Genomic DNA, 17,035 nt, shown 5'->3' on the forward strand with positions numbered 1-17,035 from the left:
CCGCTCGCCTCCCCCTTCGTCCTCGCTCACGCCAACGGCGGTCAGCCACTCTACGGCGTGGGCCCACGCCCCCCGTGAGGCGCCCTCGGCCCTGATAGACGCGGAGATCGGGCCCGGGGTTGCCCTCGGCCGGGGTGCGCGATGATGGGCGGGATCCACCTGCGTTTCACCGGAAGGTCTCCCCCATGGCACCCCGCATTCTGCTGGCCCGGCACGGACAGACCGCCTGGTCGCTGTCCGGAAAGCACACCGGGCGGACCGACGTGCCGCTCCTGGACGAGGGACGGCGGGGCGCCGAGCTGCTCGGCGAACGCCTGCGCCGCGCCCCGTACGACGGGCTGCCCGGCGTGGAGGTGCGCACCAGCCCGCTGTGCCGCGCGCGGGAGACGTGCGAACTGGCCGGGTTCGCGGAGCGCGCCGAGACCTGGGACACGCTCATGGAGTGGGACTACGGCCCCTACGAGGGGCTCACGCCGAGCGAGATACAGGCGCGGCGCCCCGGCTGGCTCATCTGGCGCGACGGTGTCCCCGAGGGCGGGGAGAGCCTGGCGGAGGTGACCGCCCGCGCGGACGAGGTGGTGGCCTGGGCCCGGTCCGCGGACCGCGACGTCATGGTCTTCGCCCACGGCCACATCCTGCGCTCGATCGGCGCGCGCTGGCTCGGGCTGCCCCTGGAGTTCGCGGCCCGCATCCGGCTCAACCCGACGTCCCTGTCCGTCCTGGGCTGGGCCTACGGCGAACCGGCCGTGGAGAGCTGGAACGACCAGGGGCATCTGGTGGCCTGAGGCCGGGCCGGGCCGGGCCGGGGCGGGGCCCCGCTCGGGAACCGCCGGAAACCGTCGCGGGGCCGCCCGGTACCGGCCGGAAACCCTCGCGGAGCCGCCCGGTACCCCCTGCCGGGCCGGCGTCCCCGCGCCCCGACCACACGGGCCGGGGCGCGGAGGGAACCGGTGCCCGCATCCCTGGCAGGACCGGGTGGACCGGGTCCCGGTGTTCCGCGACGGTGTCGGCGTCCGTGGCGGAGGCACCCGTGGGAAAGTCCGTCAGGGTGGGTGCGACGTGTGGGCCGGCCCCTGTCACACCCCGCGCGGCAGGGAGGCGTGGCGGTCCAGGAAGGCCGAGACGCCCGAGGCGCGGCGGTGCGGGAGCAGCACGCGCGCCGTGCCGGCCAGCATGCTCTGCACCCGCGACGACTGCACCTCGTTCAGCAGGTCCAGCACGCGCATCCCGGCCGTGGCCGCCTCGTCGGGGCGTCCGCCGCGGGCCAGGTCGTCCGCGAGTTCCGCCGTGTAGAGCGCGATGTTGCGGGTGAAGTGCGGATCCTGCAGCTCCGCCGCCCGGCGGGCGTGCCGGGCGGCGCGCGGCCAGTCGCCCAGCATCGACCAGCACTGCGCCTCCAGGCCCTCCAGTTCCGCCTCGCCGTAGAAGGTCATCCACTCCGGGTCGGCCTCCGAGGGACCGCGCTCGAAGTACGCCTGGGCGCGGGCCAGCGCCTGCTCGCAGCCCGCGCGGTCGGCCAGTCCGGCCCAGCCGCCCGCCTCGCGCAGCGCGAGCAGCGACATCAGCCGCGGCGAGCCGAGCGGGCGGGCGGCCCGTTGCGCCGCCTGCGCCGCGCGGACCGCCTCCCGGGGCCGGCCCGCGTCCCGGGCGAGGAACGCCGTGTTGCAGAACGCGTGGGCCTCCAGCCCCGCGTCGCCGGTGACCCGGGCGGTCGCCAGCGCCTCCGCGTAGTGCGAGCGCGCGTCGTCGAAGCGGCCGGAGTCGTGCGCCAGCCAGCCGACCGAGATGGCGAGTTCGCCGGCGCCCGAGTACAGCCGCTCGGCCGTCCGCTGCCGGGACGTACCGGCGTCGAGCAGGGCGTAGGCGGCGCGCAGCGGTGCCGCGGCCCGCCGGTAGAGGCCGTCCGCCCCGTGCCGGTCGTCGAGCAGGCGGATCCTGCGGACGGCCTCCTCCAGGGCACCCGCGTCACTGGCCCCGGCGCGGCGCACGGAGCGCTGTGCCGCCGAGGCGTCCCGGGCGAAGCCGAGAGGGCCCAGCGAGGCGGCGGCCACCGTGGCGCCGCCGCCGGTCATGAATGCGCGACGCAGCACGTCGCTCTCCTCGTAGTTGTCGTGCGTGTCGTACGGGTCCCGCGGCTCCGTATACGGATCCGGGGCCCCGCCGGTCTCACCGGTGTCACTCGTGGCGTCCGCCGGGCCCGCGAGGAGCGCCGTCGGGGACGGGTCCCCGCACTCCCCCTGCCGGGCCCCGCGACCGCGCACCGACGATCGGGGCGCGAAGCCCAGATCGGTCAGCGTGCGGCCGGGGAACATGTGCAGGAACACCCGTTCATAGGCGTAGTTGGGACAGCGGATCTCGCCCGTCTCGACCCGGTGCACGTACCGCGCGTCGCAGCTGACGCGCTCGCCGATCTCGTGGGCGGCACGCCGTACCGCCGCGGCGAACTCGCCCGGCGAGCGCGCTCCGCGCAGTTGCCGGAAGACGAGGTTCGGCCGTGCCGGCCGGTCGGAGTTGGACGAGGGCACCGATGACGACGCCATGGCCGGGTCCTCTCTGCGAACCGTCGAACCATGCCGGACACCGGGCGGAAGAGTGGGTGTTCCGTCCTGTTTCCGGCGGGCAAGAACGTACCTGCTGTGACGGAGCCGGTACGCAGGGTTTGGCTACAAACCGGATATCTCATCCGCGATCCGCCATGAACTGCCATCCTTTGCGGCCGACTTCCGCCGTTGCCGTTGACGGCGTGGCGCGTTGAACCCCGTGGAACGGGAGACCGCCGACTCCCGACCCGCTCGTCCGACAGGGATTTCGTGTGGTGGAGGCGTGGGATGGCGACCAGCCGGAGCAGCGATCCTCGAAGAGGACCGGACCCGCTCGGTACGGCGCCCGGCGCGGGCGGCGCGGTGAGTGCGCCGGACCCGTCGTGCGACGTGGTGACGGTACCGGCCCGGCAGGGCCTGGAGGCGGTGGACATCCTGCGCCGCGGCGCCCGGGACGCGGTGGGACCGGTGCTGCACGACGACGGCGGCGGCACGCTGGGCTTCCTGGTGCCCCCGGGCACGGCGGCGGGATGGGACGTCCCCGGCAGCACCTGCACGCGGACGGACGGCCGCGGACTGCGGCTCGCGCCGGACCCCCCGGTGGAGGGCTCCGACTGGCTGCTGCCGCCCGGTGACGACCCGGCGACGGACCCCGCGACGGACCCGGCGCTGCTGCGGGCCGCCCTGGGCGAGGCCCAGCGCCTGATCGAGGCGGCGGACAGCTGCCGTTAGGCGGCGGGGCGGACTGACCGGGGGCTGGGCGGGGGACCGGTGCTGGACGGCGGGGCGGGGTGACCGGTGCCGGGCGGCGGACCGGGCGGGCGTCCGCGACGGGCGCTTGGGACAATGCCGGAATGGCGAGGTCCAGGAACCAGGAGCGGCGGCAGACCCGGGCCGCGAGTGAGGCGGTCAGCGAGCGCGTCGACGGCGGGCTCGCCCGGCTCGTCCCCGACCGTGAGCGGCCGAGGGCCTGGACGCTGCTGATCGACGGGGCCCCGCAGTCGCACGTCGACCTGGACGACCCGGAGCACCTCTCCTTCGAGTACCAGCGCCGCTTCGGACACGTCGTCGACCTCGCCGCGCCGCCCGGCAAGCCGCTGCACGCCGTGCACCTCGGCGGCGGCGCCTTCACCCTCGCCCGCTACGTCGCCGCCACCCGGCCGCGCTCCACCCAGCAGGTCGTCGAACGGGACGCCGCCCTCGTCCGCCTGGTGCGCCGGGACCTGCCCCTCGCCCCCGGGGCCCGCATCCGGGTGCGCTCGGCGGACGCCCGGGAGGGGCTCGCCAAGGTGCCCGACGGCTGGGCCGGGCTCGTCGTCACCGACGTGTTCAGCGGGACCCGCACGCCCGCCCACCTCACCTCGGCCGAGTTCCTCGACGAGGTCCGCCGCGCCCTCGCCCCCGGCGGGACCTACGCCGTCAACCTCGCCGACGGACCACCGCTGGCCCACCTGCGCGGCCAGATCGCCACGGCCGCCTCCCGGTTCGCCGAAGTCGCGCTGATCGCCGACCCGGCCGTGCTGCGGGGCAGGCGCTTCGGCAACGCCGTCCTGGTCGCCTCGGACGCGCCGCTGCCGATCGCCGAACTCACCCGCCGTGCCGCGTCCGACCCGCACCCCGCCCGGGTCCAGCACGGCAGGGAACTCAGGGACTTCACCGGCGGGGCTCCCGTGGTGACCGACCGCGCGGCCGTCGCGTCGCCCGCCCCGCCGCCGTCCGTGTTCCGCTGACCGGCCCACGAGCCGTGCGGGCCATGCGCGGTACGGGGCGTATGGGGGGCGGGCACGGGACCGAACGGCGGTCGGAGGGCGGTCGAACGACGGGCGGAGGGCGGTCGGACGGCGGTCGGAGGGCGGTCAGTACGTGCCGATCTCCACGCGCGGCGGGCCGTCGTGCCAGGTGCAGAACACCGACACCCGGTCCGCGCCCGAGCTGAACTCCACCCGGATCCACGACTCCGTCTTCCACACCTGCATCGACCAGCCGGGCCCGGGCGTCGCCGACACCAGGGACGCCGAGGCGGGGCCCAGATCGAAGACCGCCCGGCCGCCGTCGGTGTCGTAGCCCCTGACCTGGCCGGAGGTGGCCGGCGCCGGGTCGCCGGCCGGGGGTGGCGGCGTCGTGCGGTCGGGGTGCGGCGAAGAGGGGCGTGAGGTCTCCCGCGGCGTCGCCGACGGCTTCGTCCCGTCGGCCCCGTCGGCCCCCTCGGCTTCGTCCGCCTCGGGTGTTCGCGGAGCCGGCGGGCCGGACGGTCGCCGGGTGGAGGACGACACCGGGTCGGACTCCTGCTCCGCGGAGCCCGCGGGCGCGACGGGCAGGGCGCGCGGCGGGTCGTAGACCGTGCCCGCCATCACCGTGTGGACACCCCACCACGACAACGTGACCGCCGCGCCCGTGGCGAGCAGCCAAGCCAGTACGTGTACGAGTCCTCTGCGCATCGTCGGCCCATACTGCCCCACGCGCCCCACGGGTGTCCCGCCCGCGGGGCGGTTCCGGAGTTGTCCACAGGCCCGTACCGGGCCTGCTCGCATGGCGTACGGTGCCGCCCATGGCAAGTGTTCTCGTGGTCGAGGACGACCAGTTCGTACGCTCGGCGCTCATCCGGCACCTGACCGATGCCGCGCACCTCGTGCGCAGTGTGGGCACGGCGCTGGAAGCGCTGCGCGAGGTCGCCCACTTCCGGTTCGACGTGGTCATCCTGGACCTCGGACTGCCCGATCTGGACGGCTCCGAGGCACTGAAGATGCTGCGCGGGATCACGGACGTGCCGGTCATCGTCGCCACCGCCCGGGACGACGAGTCGGAGATCGTGCGGCTGTTGAACGCCGGCGCGGACGACTACCTCACCAAGCCCTTCTCCGTGGAACACCTCTCCGCCCGGATGGCCGCCGTGCTGCGCAGAGCCCGGTCCACCGCCGGTGAGGCGCCGTCCTCCACGGTCATCCGGGTCGGCGGCCTGACCGTCGACCCGCTGCGCCGCCAGGCCGAACTGGACGGCGTGCGCCTCGACCTGACCCGGCGCGAGTTCGACCTGCTCGCCTTCCTCGCGGGGCGGCCCGGGGTCGTCGTGCCCCGCAAGGAACTGCTCGCCGAGGTGTGGCAGCAGTCCTACGGCGACGACCAGACCATCGACGTCCACCTGTCGTGGCTGCGCCGCAAGCTGGGGGAGACGGCGGCCCGGCCGCGCTACCTGCACACCCTGCGGGGCGTCGGCGTGAAGCTCGAACCGCCCGCCGCCGAAGGGGCGTTGGGCGGCGTCCACGGAGCGGAGCCGCCCCGATGAGATGGGCCCTGGTGAAGGTGTCGCTGGCGGTGACCGCGATGGTCGTCATCGCCTTCGCCGTGCCCCTCGGCCTCGTCATCCGGGAACTCGCCGCCGACCGGGCCTTCTCCCGGGCGGAGCGGGAGGCCGCCGCGGTCGCTCCCGCCCTGTCCATCACCACCGACCGCGAACAGCTCGAACGCGTCGTCGCCTCCGCCGGCACGGACGCCGCGATGGCCGTGCACGTCCCCCTCGGCGGAGGAGACGGCGAAGGCGGGGGAGGCGGCGGAGGCCGGGTCGAGGACGAGGGCGACGCCGAGGCCCGGGACGGCGACAACGGGGAGGGCGACGGGGAGGCGGCTGCGCTCCACATCGGGCGGCAGCGCGCCGCCGGGGCGGACATCGCCGCGGTACGGGACATGGGCCGGGCCTCCACGACCACGGTGGACGGGGGAGTCGCGCTGCTCCAGCCGGTCGCCCTCAGCTCCGGCGAGATCGCCGTGGTCGAGGTCTATGTCCCGGAGTCGGAGGTCACCAACGGCGTGGCCACCGCCTGGGCCGTGCTCGCGGCCGTCGGCGTCGCCCTGATCCTCGGCTCGGTGGCCGTGGCCGACCGGCTCGGCGTCCGGATGGTGCGGCCCGCGCAGCGGCTGGTCGAAGGGGCGCACGAACTCGGGGAGGGCAAGCTGGGCGCACGTGTCCCCGAGGAGGGGCCGACCGAACTGCGGCTGGCCGCCGTCGCGTTCAACTCCATGGCCGACCAGGTCGTCCAACTCCTCGCCAACGAGCGGGAACTGGCAGCCGACCTGTCCCACCGGCTGCGCACCCCGCTGACCGTGCTGCGGCTCAACGCCGCCAGCCTCGGCGACGGTCCGGCCGCCGACCAGACCCGCGCCGCGGTCGAGCAGCTGGAACGCGAGGTGGACACCATCATCCGCACCGCCCGGGAGGCCAAGCCGCAGACCGCGGCGGCCGGACCGGGCGCCGGCTGCGACGCCGCCGAGGTGGTCCGGGAACGGATGGGATTCTGGTCCGCGCTCGCCGAGGACGAGGGCCGCAAGTGGCGCGTCGCCGGGGCCGACCGGCCGGTGCGCATCCCCGTCGCCCGCTCCGACCTGGCCGCCGCCCTCGACGCCCTGCTCGGCAACGTCTTCCGGCACACCGCGGAGGGCACCGCCTTCGCCGTCGACCTGCACAACGGGGAGGACGCCGTGATCGTGCTGGTCTCCGACGCGGGCCCCGGCATACCCGACCCCGAGGCGGCGATGGCCCGCGGCCGGGGCTCGGGCACCGACGGCTCCACCGGGCTCGGCCTGGACATCGTGCGCCGCCTCGCGGAGTCCACCGGCGGTGACGTGCGGATCGGCTCGTCGGTGCTCGGCGGCACCGAGGTGCGCGTCTGGATCCAGCTCGACGGCCGGGACGCGGCCCCACGGCGGCGAGGCCACCGCGGAGGCGTCCGCCGCCGGGGCCCCGGCCGCCTGCTGCCCTCCCTCAACCGCTCACCCGCACCGGCCGCGAAGGGACGGTGAGGCGCCCGGGAAGGGAGTGACGGGGGAGGGGTGGCCCGGTCCGCCGCCGGCGGCGGCAACGGGCCCGTCTCTCCTCACCTTTCCGCGTGCCCCGGCACACCCGTGCCCGCGGTCCGCCCGGCAGGAAGCCCGTGCCCGCGGTCCGCCCGGCAGGAAGGCGGACCGCGGGCACGCACACGGGGCGCGGCGCTCCCCTAGCACACCGCGACCGCGTGCCCCCGTTTCCGGGTGGTCAGAGCTGCTCCGGGTCCGGGAGGACACCCGTCCGGGCCGCCCGGCCGTACCAGAGGGCACTGGACTTCGGGGTGCGCTGCAGCGTCGCGTAGTCGACGTACACCGCCCCGAAGCGCTTCTCGTAGCCGTACGCCCACTCGAAGTTGTCGAGCAGCGACCACAGGTAGTAGCCCCGCACGTCCGCGCCGTCGGCGAGGGCGCGGTGGACCGCCGAGAGGTGGCCGTGCAGGTAGGCCACCCGCTCCGGGTCGTGGACCGTGCCGTCGGCCCCGGGCTTGTCGGGGTAGGCGGCACCGTTCTCGCTGATGTAGAGCGGCAGGCCGGGAGCCTCCCGGGTGTAGCGCATGATCAGCTCGTGCAGGCCGGTCGGGTCGACGGTCCAGCCCATGTCCGTGCGCTCGCCCGGCGGCTGGTGGAAGGTCACGTCCTCGACGCCCGGCCAGGGCGAGTGCTCGCTCGCGCCGTGTCCGTCGGCGCGCGGGGCGGGCGAGGACGGGTCGGCCGCCGACACCAGGGTGGGCGTGTAGTAGTTGAGGCAGAGCGCGTCCAGCGGCTGGTGGATCGTGTCGAGGTCGCCGTCCTCGATGCTGGACCAGTCGGTGAGCGAGGACGTCTCCTCGAGCAGCGTCTCCGGGTACGCGCCGTGCAGGATCGGGCCGTGGAAGATCCCGCTGGCCAGGTCGTCGATCCTGCGCGCCGCCGCCAGGTCCGCGGGCTGCTGGGTCAGCGGCCGGACGGCGGCGCTGTTGAGGCTGATCGCGACCGAGTTGCGGGCCGGCATCACCGCGCGCAGTGCCTTGGTGCCCAGGCCGTGCGCCAGGTTGAGGTGGTGGGCGGCCCGCAGCGAGGCCGCGGCGTCGGTGCGGCCGGGCGCGTGCACACCGGAGGCATAGCCTAGGAAGGCGCTGCACCACGGCTCGTTGAGCGTGATCCACTGCTCGACGCGGTCACCGAGCGCCTCGCCCACGATCTGCGCGTACTCGGCGAACCGGTAGGCCGTGTCGCGCTCGGGCCAGCCGCCCGCGTCCTCCAGCTCCTGGGGGAGGTCCCAGTGGTAGAGGGTGACGGCCGGCGCGATGTCGTGCTCCAGCAGCTCGTCGACCAGCCGGCGGTAGAAGTCGAGCCCGCGCTGCACGGCCGGACCGCGCCCGGTCGGCTGCACCCGGGGCCAGGAGACGGAGAAGCGGTAGGCGGTCAGCCCCAGCTCCGCCATCAGCGCGACGTCCTCGCGGTAGCGGTGGTAGTGGTCGACGGCGACGTCACCGGTGTCACCGCCGGCGACCCGGCCCGGGGTGTGACTGAAGGTGTCCCAGATGGACGGGGTTCGTCCGTCCTCGCGCACCGCACCCTCGATCTGGTACGCGGAGGTCGCGGCGCCCCAGAGGAAGACGGAAGGAAAGGCAGCCGGGGTCACCGGCGTTGCGGAGTCAGGCATGGAAGCGCTCCCATTGGTGGTCGTGGAGGACCGACGAGTCAGCGGACGAGAAGGACGGAAGACGGGCGAGGAAGTAGAAGGGAGAGGAGGAAGTAGAAGGGAGGGAGGGGGAGGGGGACTTGTGGAGGTCGAGGCCGAAGCCGAGGCGAGGACCGGGGCGGAGGCCGAGGCCGAGGCGAGGACCGGGGCGGAGGCCCAGGGCTGACGCGGAGGTGGGCCGCCCGGCCCCGAGCCCGTCGGCCGGAACGTGAGTCCCACCGCCAGCCGGAACCGGAAGCCGAACCCTGGGCTGAACCACCGTCCGGAACCGGAAGCCGAACCTTGGGCTGAACCACCGTCCGGAACCGCGAGCCGAACCCCCGGGCCGAGTCACCGCCCGGAACCCCGAGCCGTCCCGCGAGCCGAGCCGAGCCCGGCCCGGCCCGTCAGCCCTTCACGGCGCCCTGCATGATGCCGCCCACGATCTGCTTGCCGAAGATGGCGAAGACGATCAGCAGCGGCAGGGTGCCCAGCAGCGCACCCGCCATGATCAGGGACTGGTCCGGGGTGTAGCCGCGTCCGAGGGCCGCGACGGCGACCTGCACGGTCGGGTTGCCGTGCTGGGTCAGCACCAGGAACGGCCACAGGAAGTCGTTCCACGTCTGCACGAACATCAGCATGCCGAGCACCGCCATCGCGGGCCGTGCCGCCGGGAACACCACGTGCCACACCACGCGCCAGCTGCTCGCGCCGTCCACCCGGGCCGCCTCGATGATCTCGTCCGGCAGCGCCTGGATCAGGTACTGCCGCATGAAGAACACACCGAACGCGCTGACCAGCGACGGGAAGATGACGGCCTGCAGCTGGTCGGTCCAGTCCAGCTTGGCGACCATCATGTACAGCGGGATGATGCTGAGCTGCGGCGGCACCATCATCGTGCCGATGACGATCAGCATCATGGCGCCCCGGCCCCGGAACCGCAGCTTGGCGAAGGCGAACCCGGCGATCGTCGACAGCACCACGATGGTCACCGCCGAGATGCCCGCCACGATCGTGGTGTTGAGGAACGCCTCGCCCAGGTTGGCCTCGGTCCAGGCGATCTCCAGGTTCTTGAACAGGTTGGAGCCGAACCAGAACGGCGGCGGGGTCTGCGCCAGCCGCTGGTTGTCCCGCGAGGCGGCGATCGCCGTCCACACCAGGGGGAACAGCGACACCAGGGTGAACACGACCAGGATCGCGTAGGCGATCGGACCGCCGTGCAGCGTGCCGCCCGCGCGGGCGGACTTCGGCAGGCGCGAGCGCTTCTGCTCCTTCGTCACGGGTGAGGTCTCGGGGGGCGTCACAGTCGTCGTCACGGCCACACCTCCTTAACTGCTGGCGCGCAGCCGGCGCGAGATGACGTAGTTGATGATGCCGATGACGATCAGGATCGCGAACATCGTCCAGGCGATCGCCGAGGCCCGGCCCAGGTGCTGGTTCACCCAGCCCTGCTCGTAGAGGTACAGGCCGAGCGTCTGGAACTGGTGCTCCGCGCCGCCGGACGCGCCCTTGTTGGCGTCGAACAGCAGCGGCTCGCCGAAGACCTGGCTGGCGCCGATCGTGGAGACGACCACCGTGAACAGGATCGTCGGGCGCAGCGAGGGCAGCGTCACGTGGAAGAACTGCTGCCACCGGTTGGCGCCGTCCAGCGCCGCCGACTCGTACAGGTCCTGCGGGATGGCCTGCATCGCCGCCAGGTAGATCAGCGCGTTGTAGCCGGTCCAGCGCCAGATGATGATCGTGGAGACGGCGAACTGCGAGGGCCACTTGTCGCCCTGCCAGTCCACCGGGTTGATCCCGACGAGGTCCAGGCCCCAGTTGATCATGCCGTAGTCGCGCCCGAAGAGCAGCACGAACACCAGGGAGGCGGCGGCGATCGAGGTGGCGTACGGGGCGAGCATCGCGACCCGGTAGAAGGTCGAGGCGCGCAGCTTGTAGTTGAGGATGTGGGCGATGCCCATGGCCATCATCAGCTGCGGGACGGTGGAGATGATGCCGATGGTCAGCGTGTTCTGCGCCGCGTTCCAGAAGAAGTCGTCGTCGAAGATCCGCGTGTAGTTGCGCAGGCCCACCCAGTTCATGTCGGTGGGGGCGGTCAGCTCCACCTGGTGCAGCGAGGCCCAGCCGGTGTAGATCAGCGGGAACAGGCCGAAGGCGGCGAACAGCAGGAAGAACGGGGCGACGAACGCGTACGGGCTCCAGCGCTGGTCGCGCTGCCAGCGCCGGGAGAGCCGGTTGCGGCGCCGCTGTTCCTTGTCGACCGGCGCGGAGGGCTTGCGCTTGCGCGGACGGCCCGGGGCCGCGCCCCCCTTGACGGGGGACGCGGCGGTGTCGGAGCGGGTGGCCATGCCGGTCACTTGTCCAGGTTGTTGTCGATGGTCTTGGTGGCCGTCTCCCAGGCCTCCTCGGCGGACTTGCCCTTGGTCACGAGGATCACGCCGTTGTCACCCAGGCCCTGGCCGATGATCTGGTCCTTCGGGCCGATGACCTGCACCGGGATCTGCTTCGCGGCCTCGGCGAAGATCTCACCGATGGGGGCGTCACCCGTCATGTCGTTCTTGGCGCCGGTGACCGCCGGGCTGTCGTAGGCGCTCTGCGCGCTCGGGAAGCTGCCCTGCACCTCGAACAGCTTGGCCTGCTGCTCCGGCGCGGTCAGCCAGGCGACGAGCTTCTTGGCCTCGTCGACGTTCTTGCCGCTCTTGGGCACGGTCAGGAACGAGCCGCCCCAGTTGCCGGACTTGGGCGCCACGGCGACGTCCCACTTGCCGGCCGCGTCGGGCTGCGACTTGCCCTTGATGTAGCCGAGCATCCACGGCGGGCAGGAGATCGCGGCGAACTTGTTGTTGGCGATCGTCTGGTCCCAGGCGGGCTGGAACTGCGTCTGGGCGCCGACCAGTCCCTCCTCGGCGGCCTTCGCGGTCAGGTCGAAGGCGTTCTTCACCGCCGGGTTGGTCTTGTAGATGATCTCGCCGGACTTGTCGTAGAAGCGCTCCTCCTCACTGCTGAGGATGGCGTTGAGCAGGCCGCCGGGGGAGTCCATGAAGGTGGTGCCCTTGGGCGCCTTCTTCTTGTAGTCCTCGCCGACCTCGACCAGCTTCGCCCAGTCGCCCGCCCACAGCTTGCCGACCTCCTCGCGGTCGGTGGGCAGGCCCGCCTTCTCGAAGAGGTCCTTGCGGTAGCAGATCGCCATCGGGCCGATGTCGGTGCCGAGACCGATGGTCGCGCCGTCCTTGGTGGTGGCCTGCTCCCACTTCCACTCGAGCCAGTCGGCCTTCTTCACGCCCGGCGCCTTGGAGAGGTCCTCCAGCTTGTCCGCCTGGGTGGCGACGATCTCCGCGATGTTGCCGACCTCGACGGCCTGGACGTCCTGCAGACCGCTGTTGGTGGTGAGGTGGTTGAGCAGCGCGGGGTAGTAGTTCTCGTTCCGCTCGATCACGTTCTCCGCGATCTTGATGCCGGGGTTCTGCTTCTCGTACTCGGCGTACAGGCCGGCTTCCTTGAAGCCCATGGTGCCGAACAGGCCCAGGGTGATCGTGGTCTTGCCCTTGCCCGACGAGGAGCCGGAGTCGTCGTCTCCGCCGTCGTCGGCGCAGCCGGCCAGCAGCCCGGCGCCGAGCGACACCACGGCCGCGACGGTCACGGCCCGGCGGACCCCGGGCCTGCCCCCGCTCGAGCGCAGCCGAGTGTGGGGGAGGGTACGTGCTCGCATTGCGTCCTCCTGTTGCCCTGACGTGCCGACCCCCCGGCCAACTGCGTTGTTGGTCCCGTTGTTGCGTGCTGCGGCTCGGGCGGGGAACGTGCGGGTTGTGTATGTGTCAGGTACTGTGGGAGCGCTCCCACAAGTGATGTGTTGAAGAGTCCCGGCTCGGGACGGGGGTGTCAAGGGAGCGGACGCGGCGAGAAGCGTTCAGTTATCGGGCTGTTAACTGGAGCGGCCGGGGACCCCGTTGAGGGCGCCGCGGGTCCCCGGGGGACGTCGCGACGACCGTCACGCAGCGGCTTCGCCCGCCTACGGGGCTGTTAGATTCCAGGCCGGGGAGACACACGACGGAAGGCGGGGCCCGATGGCAAGCCACGGAGCGCGGGGCCGGAGCGGCGGCCGGCCCACCCTCGAAGAGGTGGCGGCGCGCGCCGGTGTCGGCCGGGGCACGGTCTCCCGGGTGATCAACGGCTCGCCCCGGGTCAGTGACGCCACCCGTGCCGCCGTCGAGGCCGCCGTCGCCGAACTGGGGTACGTGCCGAACACCGCGGCCCGCGCCCTGGCCGCCAACCGCACCGACGCCATCGCGCTGGTGGTGCCGGAGCCGGAGACGCGGTTCTTCGCCGAGCCGTACTTCTCCGACATGCTGCGCGGGGTCGGCGCCGCCCTCGCGGACACCGAGCTGCAGCTGCTGCTGATCTTCGCGGGCAGCGACCGGGAGCGGCAGCGGCTCGCCCAGTACCTGGCCGCCCACCGGGTCGACGGGGTGCTGCTGGTGTCGGTGCACGCCGACGATCCGCTGCCCGACATGCTGGCCCAGCTGGAGATCCCGGCCGTGATCAGCGGACCGCGGTCCGCCGCCGAGACGCTGACCTCGGTGGACTCCGACAACTACGGTGGCGCCCGGCAGGCCGTGGAGCACCTGATCGGCCGGGGCCGGCGGACCATAGCCCACATCACCGGCCGCCTCGACGTCTACGGTGCCCAGCGCCGCATCGACGGCTACCGGGACGCGCTGCGCGAGGCGGGCCACCCGGTGGACGAGCTGTTGGTGGAGCCGGGCGACTTCTCCGAGGACGGCGGGCGGCGCGCCATGGCGGCGCTGCTGGAACGCCGTCCCGACCTGGACGCGGTGTTCGCGGCCTCCGACGTGACCGCGGCGGGCGCCCGTCAGACCCTGCGCGAGGCCGGCCGCCGCATCCCGGACGACGTGGCCCTGGTCGGCTACGACGACTCCGCCATCGCCCGTCATCTGCACCCGCCGCTCACCAGTGTGCGCCAGCCCATCGAGGAGATGGGCCGCGCCATGATCGATCTGCTGCTGGCCGAGATAGCCGACCGGCGTCCGGCCGTGGCCCGCGGTGAGCGGCGCCACGTGGTGCTCGCCACCGAACTGGTGCCGCGGTCCTCCACCTGAGACGGCTCCGCGAGGGCGGCTCCGGCCCGGCCGCCGGGGTCCGCCCGTGCGCCGCTCCGCGGACGGCCCGTGAGAGGCGTTCAGCCGGTGACGCGACGTCAGCGACGCCGCCCGGTCCGTGGTCCCGGCCGGGGCCCGTGTTCCCGAGCCGTTCCCACCGGAACCGCACACGATCAAGGGCCGACCTGTCCTGCAGGTCGGCCCTCGATCGTTCAGGGTGAGTGACGGGACTTGAACCCGCGACATCCTGGACCACAACCAGGTGCTCTACCAGCTGAGCTACACCCACCACGGCTGTCGGTCGGAAGAGGTGTCCTTCCCGACCGGCCGAGAAAGAGTCTACAGGGTCTTCGGGGGTGCTCGCGCCAGGGTTTGTCCCCGGGCCGGGTAACCCCCTCACACGCTACTGAGCAGGCAGGACGTGCTTCGCCGCGATCTTCCGCGCGGTCTCCGAGTCCGGGCCGGGCTGGGGGACGAACACGGCCTCGCGGTAGTAGCGCAGTTCCGCGATGGACTCGCGGATGTCGGCGAGGGCGCGGTGGTTGCCGTTCTTCTCGGGGCTGTTGAAGTACGCCCGCGGGTACCAGCGCCGGGCCAGCTCCTTGATGCTGGACACGTCGACGATCCGGTAGTGCAGGTAGTCCTCCAGCGTCGGCATGTCGCGCAGCAGGAACCCCCGGTCGGTGCCCACGGAGTTGCCGCACAGCGGTGCCTTGCCCGGCTCCTTGACGTGCTCGCGGACGTAGGCGAGGACCTGCTCCTCGGCGTCCCGCAGGGTCGTGCCGCCGGACAGTTCGTCGAGCAGCCCCGACGCGGTGTGCATGGTGCGCACCACCTCCGGCATCGTCTCCAGGGCCCGTTCCGGCGGGCGGATGACGATGTCGACGCCCTCGCCGAGGATGTTCAGCTCGGAGTCGGTCACGAGGGCGGCCACCTCGATGAGCGCGTCGTCCGACAGCGAGAGGCCGGTCATCTCGCAGTCGATCCACACCATGCGATCGTTCATGTCCCCAACCCTACGGGCAGCGCGGGCCCGGGGGACCGGCCGGTTCCGCCTCCGTCGCGGGGAGACCGGCCGCGTCCGCAGCGCGACGGCCGCACCCGCACGGCGGCGGTGGCGCCCGCACCGCGCGGGTGGCGCACCGCTGCCGGGGTCTCACCGGGAGTGGTGACGGCCGGCCGGGTCCCCCGGCCGGACAGGCGGAAGGGGCCGGAGGCGCTGCCTCCGACCCCTTCCCGGGGCGCCGGGCCCCTGCCTCACGTCACGCCCGGCCGCCCCGCGCGTTGGTCGCCGCTCACGTCGCGCTCCGCTGCCCGGGCACGCTCGCCCGGGTCGGCACGTACGCCTCCCGGGCGCCCTCCGCCGAGGCCGCCAGCCCCAGGGCGCCGGCCGCCGCGGTCCGTCGGGACTGGTGCGGCACCGACCCCTCCGGGGGCAGGCCGACGGAGGCCGGCTGGCCCGGAGGGTGGCCGGCGTGGTTCGGCTGCCCCGGCGGCACGCCGCCCGGGACGTGCGCGCCGGTGTCCTGGCCGCGGTCCCGCTCGGCCTGTGGCCGCCGGGCCCGGTACGCCGCCCGGTACGCGGCCGGGGAGGAGCCCAGCTGGCGCCGGAAGTGACCGCGCAGCGCGACCGGCGAGCGGAAGCCGCAGCGGCCCGCGACCTCGTCCACCGAGTAGTCCGACGTCTCCAGCAGCCGCTGCGCCTGCAGCACCCGCTGGGTGATCAGCCACTGCAGCGGCGCGCTCCCGGTCAGCGAACGGAAGCGGCGGTCGAACGTACGCCGGCTCATGTACGCGCGGGCCGCCAGCGTCTCCACGTCGAACTGCTCGTGGAGGTGCTCCAGCGCCCAGGCGACGACCTCGGCGAGCGGGTCGGCGCCGATCTCCTCCGGTAAAGACCTGTCGAGGTAGCGCTCCTGACCGCCGGTCCGGCGCGGTGGGACCACCAGGCGGCGGGCCAGGGCCCCGGCCGCCTCGTTGCCGTGGTCCGTGCGCACGATGTGCAGGCACAGGTCGATGCCGGCCGCGGTGCCCGCCGACGTCAGCACGTCGCCGTCGTCCACGAAGAGTTCCCGCGGGTCGACGTGCACCGACGGATAGCGCTTCGCCAGCGTCGGCGCGTACATCCAGTGCGTGGTCGCCGGCCTGCTGTCCAGCAGGCCCGCCGCCGCGAGCACGAAGGCGCCGGTGCACAGCCCGACGATCCGGGCGCCCTCCTCGTGGGCCCGGCGCAGCGCGTCGAGCGCCGCGTCGGGCGGTGGTGAGGTGATCGAACGCCAGGCGGGCACCACGACGGTGCCCGCCCGGGAGATCGCCTCCAGGCCATGTGGCGCGGTGAGTTCCATGCCCCCTGTGGTCCGCAGCGGGCCGTCCTCGCCCCCGCACACCAACAGGCGGTAGCGCGGTACGCCGGCGTCCTGGCGGTCAACCCCGAACACCGACAACGGAATGGAACTCTCGAAGATGGGGCCGCCGCTGAACAGCAGCACCGCGACGATCTCCTTGCGGCGGCGCCCGGCGAGTTTCCGGCCCGCGGTGTCCTGCGTGGCAGTGGAGTCGTGGCTCATACTGCTAAGCCCCCCTCGGTGGTCGCGGCTCCTCGGTTGTGTCGCTCCTGCACGTTTCCCCTCGGTCCTGCACGAGTCCCCCGCCGTAGACAGTCAAGATCGAATCTACTGTGTCCGGTCGCGCGCCGGTGGCCAGTTCGGCACCCGGCGCATTGTCGACTTGGCAACTTGGCGTGAAGCATTCGATCACGAAGCGTTGCACTCGGGGAGGGTGTCGGGAAGTGCGCCTCGTCGCGGTGGCCAATCCCTGTGGGGTGCGTGTGCCCTCCCGGACCCCTTCCGTGCAGGTCAAACGGGGGTTGGGGGGTGGTCCGGGCGGGGGGTTCGCCG

At 73.4% G+C, this 17,035-nt stretch carries 14 protein-coding genes and 1 tRNA gene; 6 read left to right on the top strand and 9 right to left on the bottom strand.

The window, feature by feature from the left end; translation table 11 throughout:
- Positions 1–185 precede the first annotated feature (185 nt).
- The gene (locus tag AC02VZ_RS14640) at positions 186–785 is read left to right on the top strand and encodes a histidine phosphatase family protein (protein ID WP_432056983.1); all 600 of its coding nucleotides are present in this window, start codon (positions 186–188) and stop codon (positions 783–785) included.
- Positions 786–1,076: 291 nt separating this feature from the next.
- On the opposite strand, the gene AC02VZ_RS14645 is transcribed toward AC02VZ_RS14640, so the two are convergent.
- A complete protein-coding gene (locus AC02VZ_RS14645; RefSeq protein ID WP_432056984.1) occupies positions 1,077–2,540 on the bottom strand; it encodes an NsdA family TPR-like regulatory protein in 1,464 nt (487 codons plus the stop codon).
- A gap of 288 nt (positions 2,541–2,828) precedes the next feature.
- Between AC02VZ_RS14645 and AC02VZ_RS14650 the strand changes: the two genes are divergently transcribed.
- Positions 2,829–3,272, top strand: coding sequence for a hypothetical protein (locus AC02VZ_RS14650; protein ID WP_432056985.1), 444 nt, complete (start codon positions 2,829–2,831; stop codon positions 3,270–3,272).
- Between the two features lie 122 nt (positions 3,273–3,394).
- A complete protein-coding gene (locus tag AC02VZ_RS14655; protein WP_476475533.1) occupies positions 3,395–4,270 on the top strand; it encodes a spermidine synthase in 876 nt (291 codons plus the stop codon).
- A gap of 126 nt (positions 4,271–4,396) precedes the next feature.
- Here AC02VZ_RS14655 and AC02VZ_RS14660 read toward each other — a convergent pair whose 3' ends face one another.
- A complete protein-coding gene (locus AC02VZ_RS14660; protein WP_476475534.1) occupies positions 4,397–4,978 on the bottom strand; it encodes a hypothetical protein in 582 nt (193 codons plus the stop codon).
- A 110-nt stretch (positions 4,979–5,088) separates the two neighbouring features.
- Between AC02VZ_RS14660 and AC02VZ_RS14665 the strand changes: the two genes are divergently transcribed.
- Together AC02VZ_RS14665 and AC02VZ_RS14670 are read left to right on the top strand one after the other, a co-directional pair.
- Complete coding sequence (locus AC02VZ_RS14665) at positions 5,089–5,823, top strand: response regulator transcription factor (protein WP_476475535.1); 735 nt, start codon at positions 5,089–5,091, stop codon at positions 5,821–5,823.
- The gene (locus AC02VZ_RS14670) at positions 5,820–7,334 is read left to right on the top strand and encodes a sensor histidine kinase (RefSeq protein WP_476475536.1); all 1,515 of its coding nucleotides are present in this window, start codon (positions 5,820–5,822) and stop codon (positions 7,332–7,334) included. The genes AC02VZ_RS14665 and AC02VZ_RS14670 overlap by 4 nt, the downstream gene beginning before the upstream one ends.
- 232 nt (positions 7,335–7,566) lie before the next feature.
- Here AC02VZ_RS14670 and AC02VZ_RS14675 read toward each other — a convergent pair whose 3' ends face one another.
- The 4 genes from AC02VZ_RS14675 to AC02VZ_RS14690 all read right to left on the bottom strand — a co-directional run bounded on the left by AC02VZ_RS14675 (position 7,567) and on the right by AC02VZ_RS14690 (position 12,730).
- The gene (locus AC02VZ_RS14675) at positions 7,567–9,003 is read right to left on the bottom strand and encodes a GH1 family beta-glucosidase (RefSeq protein ID WP_476475537.1); all 1,437 of its coding nucleotides are present in this window, start codon (positions 9,001–9,003) and stop codon (positions 7,567–7,569) included.
- A 425-nt stretch (positions 9,004–9,428) separates the two neighbouring features.
- Positions 9,429–10,337 carry a carbohydrate ABC transporter permease gene (locus AC02VZ_RS14680; RefSeq protein ID WP_432056991.1) on the bottom strand — a complete coding sequence of 303 codons (909 nt, stop codon included), beginning with the start codon at positions 10,335–10,337 and terminating at the stop codon, positions 9,429–9,431.
- A gap of 12 nt (positions 10,338–10,349) precedes the next feature.
- Positions 10,350–11,369: a carbohydrate ABC transporter permease gene (locus tag AC02VZ_RS14685; RefSeq protein ID WP_432057022.1), complete on the bottom strand. Its 1,020-nt coding sequence runs from the start codon at positions 11,367–11,369 to the stop codon at positions 10,350–10,352.
- A gap of 5 nt (positions 11,370–11,374) precedes the next feature.
- Positions 11,375–12,730, bottom strand: coding sequence for an ABC transporter substrate-binding protein (locus tag AC02VZ_RS14690; protein ID WP_476475538.1), 1,356 nt, complete (start codon positions 12,728–12,730; stop codon positions 11,375–11,377).
- Between the two features lie 355 nt (positions 12,731–13,085).
- Between AC02VZ_RS14690 and AC02VZ_RS14695 the strand changes: the two genes are divergently transcribed.
- The gene (locus AC02VZ_RS14695) at positions 13,086–14,138 is read left to right on the top strand and encodes a LacI family DNA-binding transcriptional regulator (protein WP_432056993.1); all 1,053 of its coding nucleotides are present in this window, start codon (positions 13,086–13,088) and stop codon (positions 14,136–14,138) included.
- Between the two features lie 216 nt (positions 14,139–14,354).
- On the opposite strand, the gene AC02VZ_RS14700 is transcribed toward AC02VZ_RS14695, so the two are convergent.
- The 3 genes from AC02VZ_RS14700 to AC02VZ_RS14710 all read right to left on the bottom strand — a co-directional run bounded on the left by AC02VZ_RS14700 (position 14,355) and on the right by AC02VZ_RS14710 (position 16,705).
- Positions 14,355–14,427: transfer RNA gene (locus AC02VZ_RS14700), tRNA-His, on the bottom strand.
- A 114-nt stretch (positions 14,428–14,541) separates the two neighbouring features.
- The gene (orn, locus tag AC02VZ_RS14705; protein WP_432056994.1) at positions 14,542–15,144 is read right to left on the bottom strand and encodes an oligoribonuclease; all 603 of its coding nucleotides are present in this window, start codon (positions 15,142–15,144) and stop codon (positions 14,542–14,544) included.
- A gap of 289 nt (positions 15,145–15,433) precedes the next feature.
- Positions 15,434–16,705, bottom strand: a complete 1,272-nt coding sequence (locus AC02VZ_RS14710; RefSeq protein ID WP_432056995.1) for a helix-turn-helix domain-containing protein — start codon at positions 16,703–16,705, stop codon at positions 15,434–15,436.
- Positions 16,706–17,035 lie beyond the last annotated feature (330 nt).

It is taken from the genome of Streptomyces sp. 3-6 (assembly GCF_056323165.1).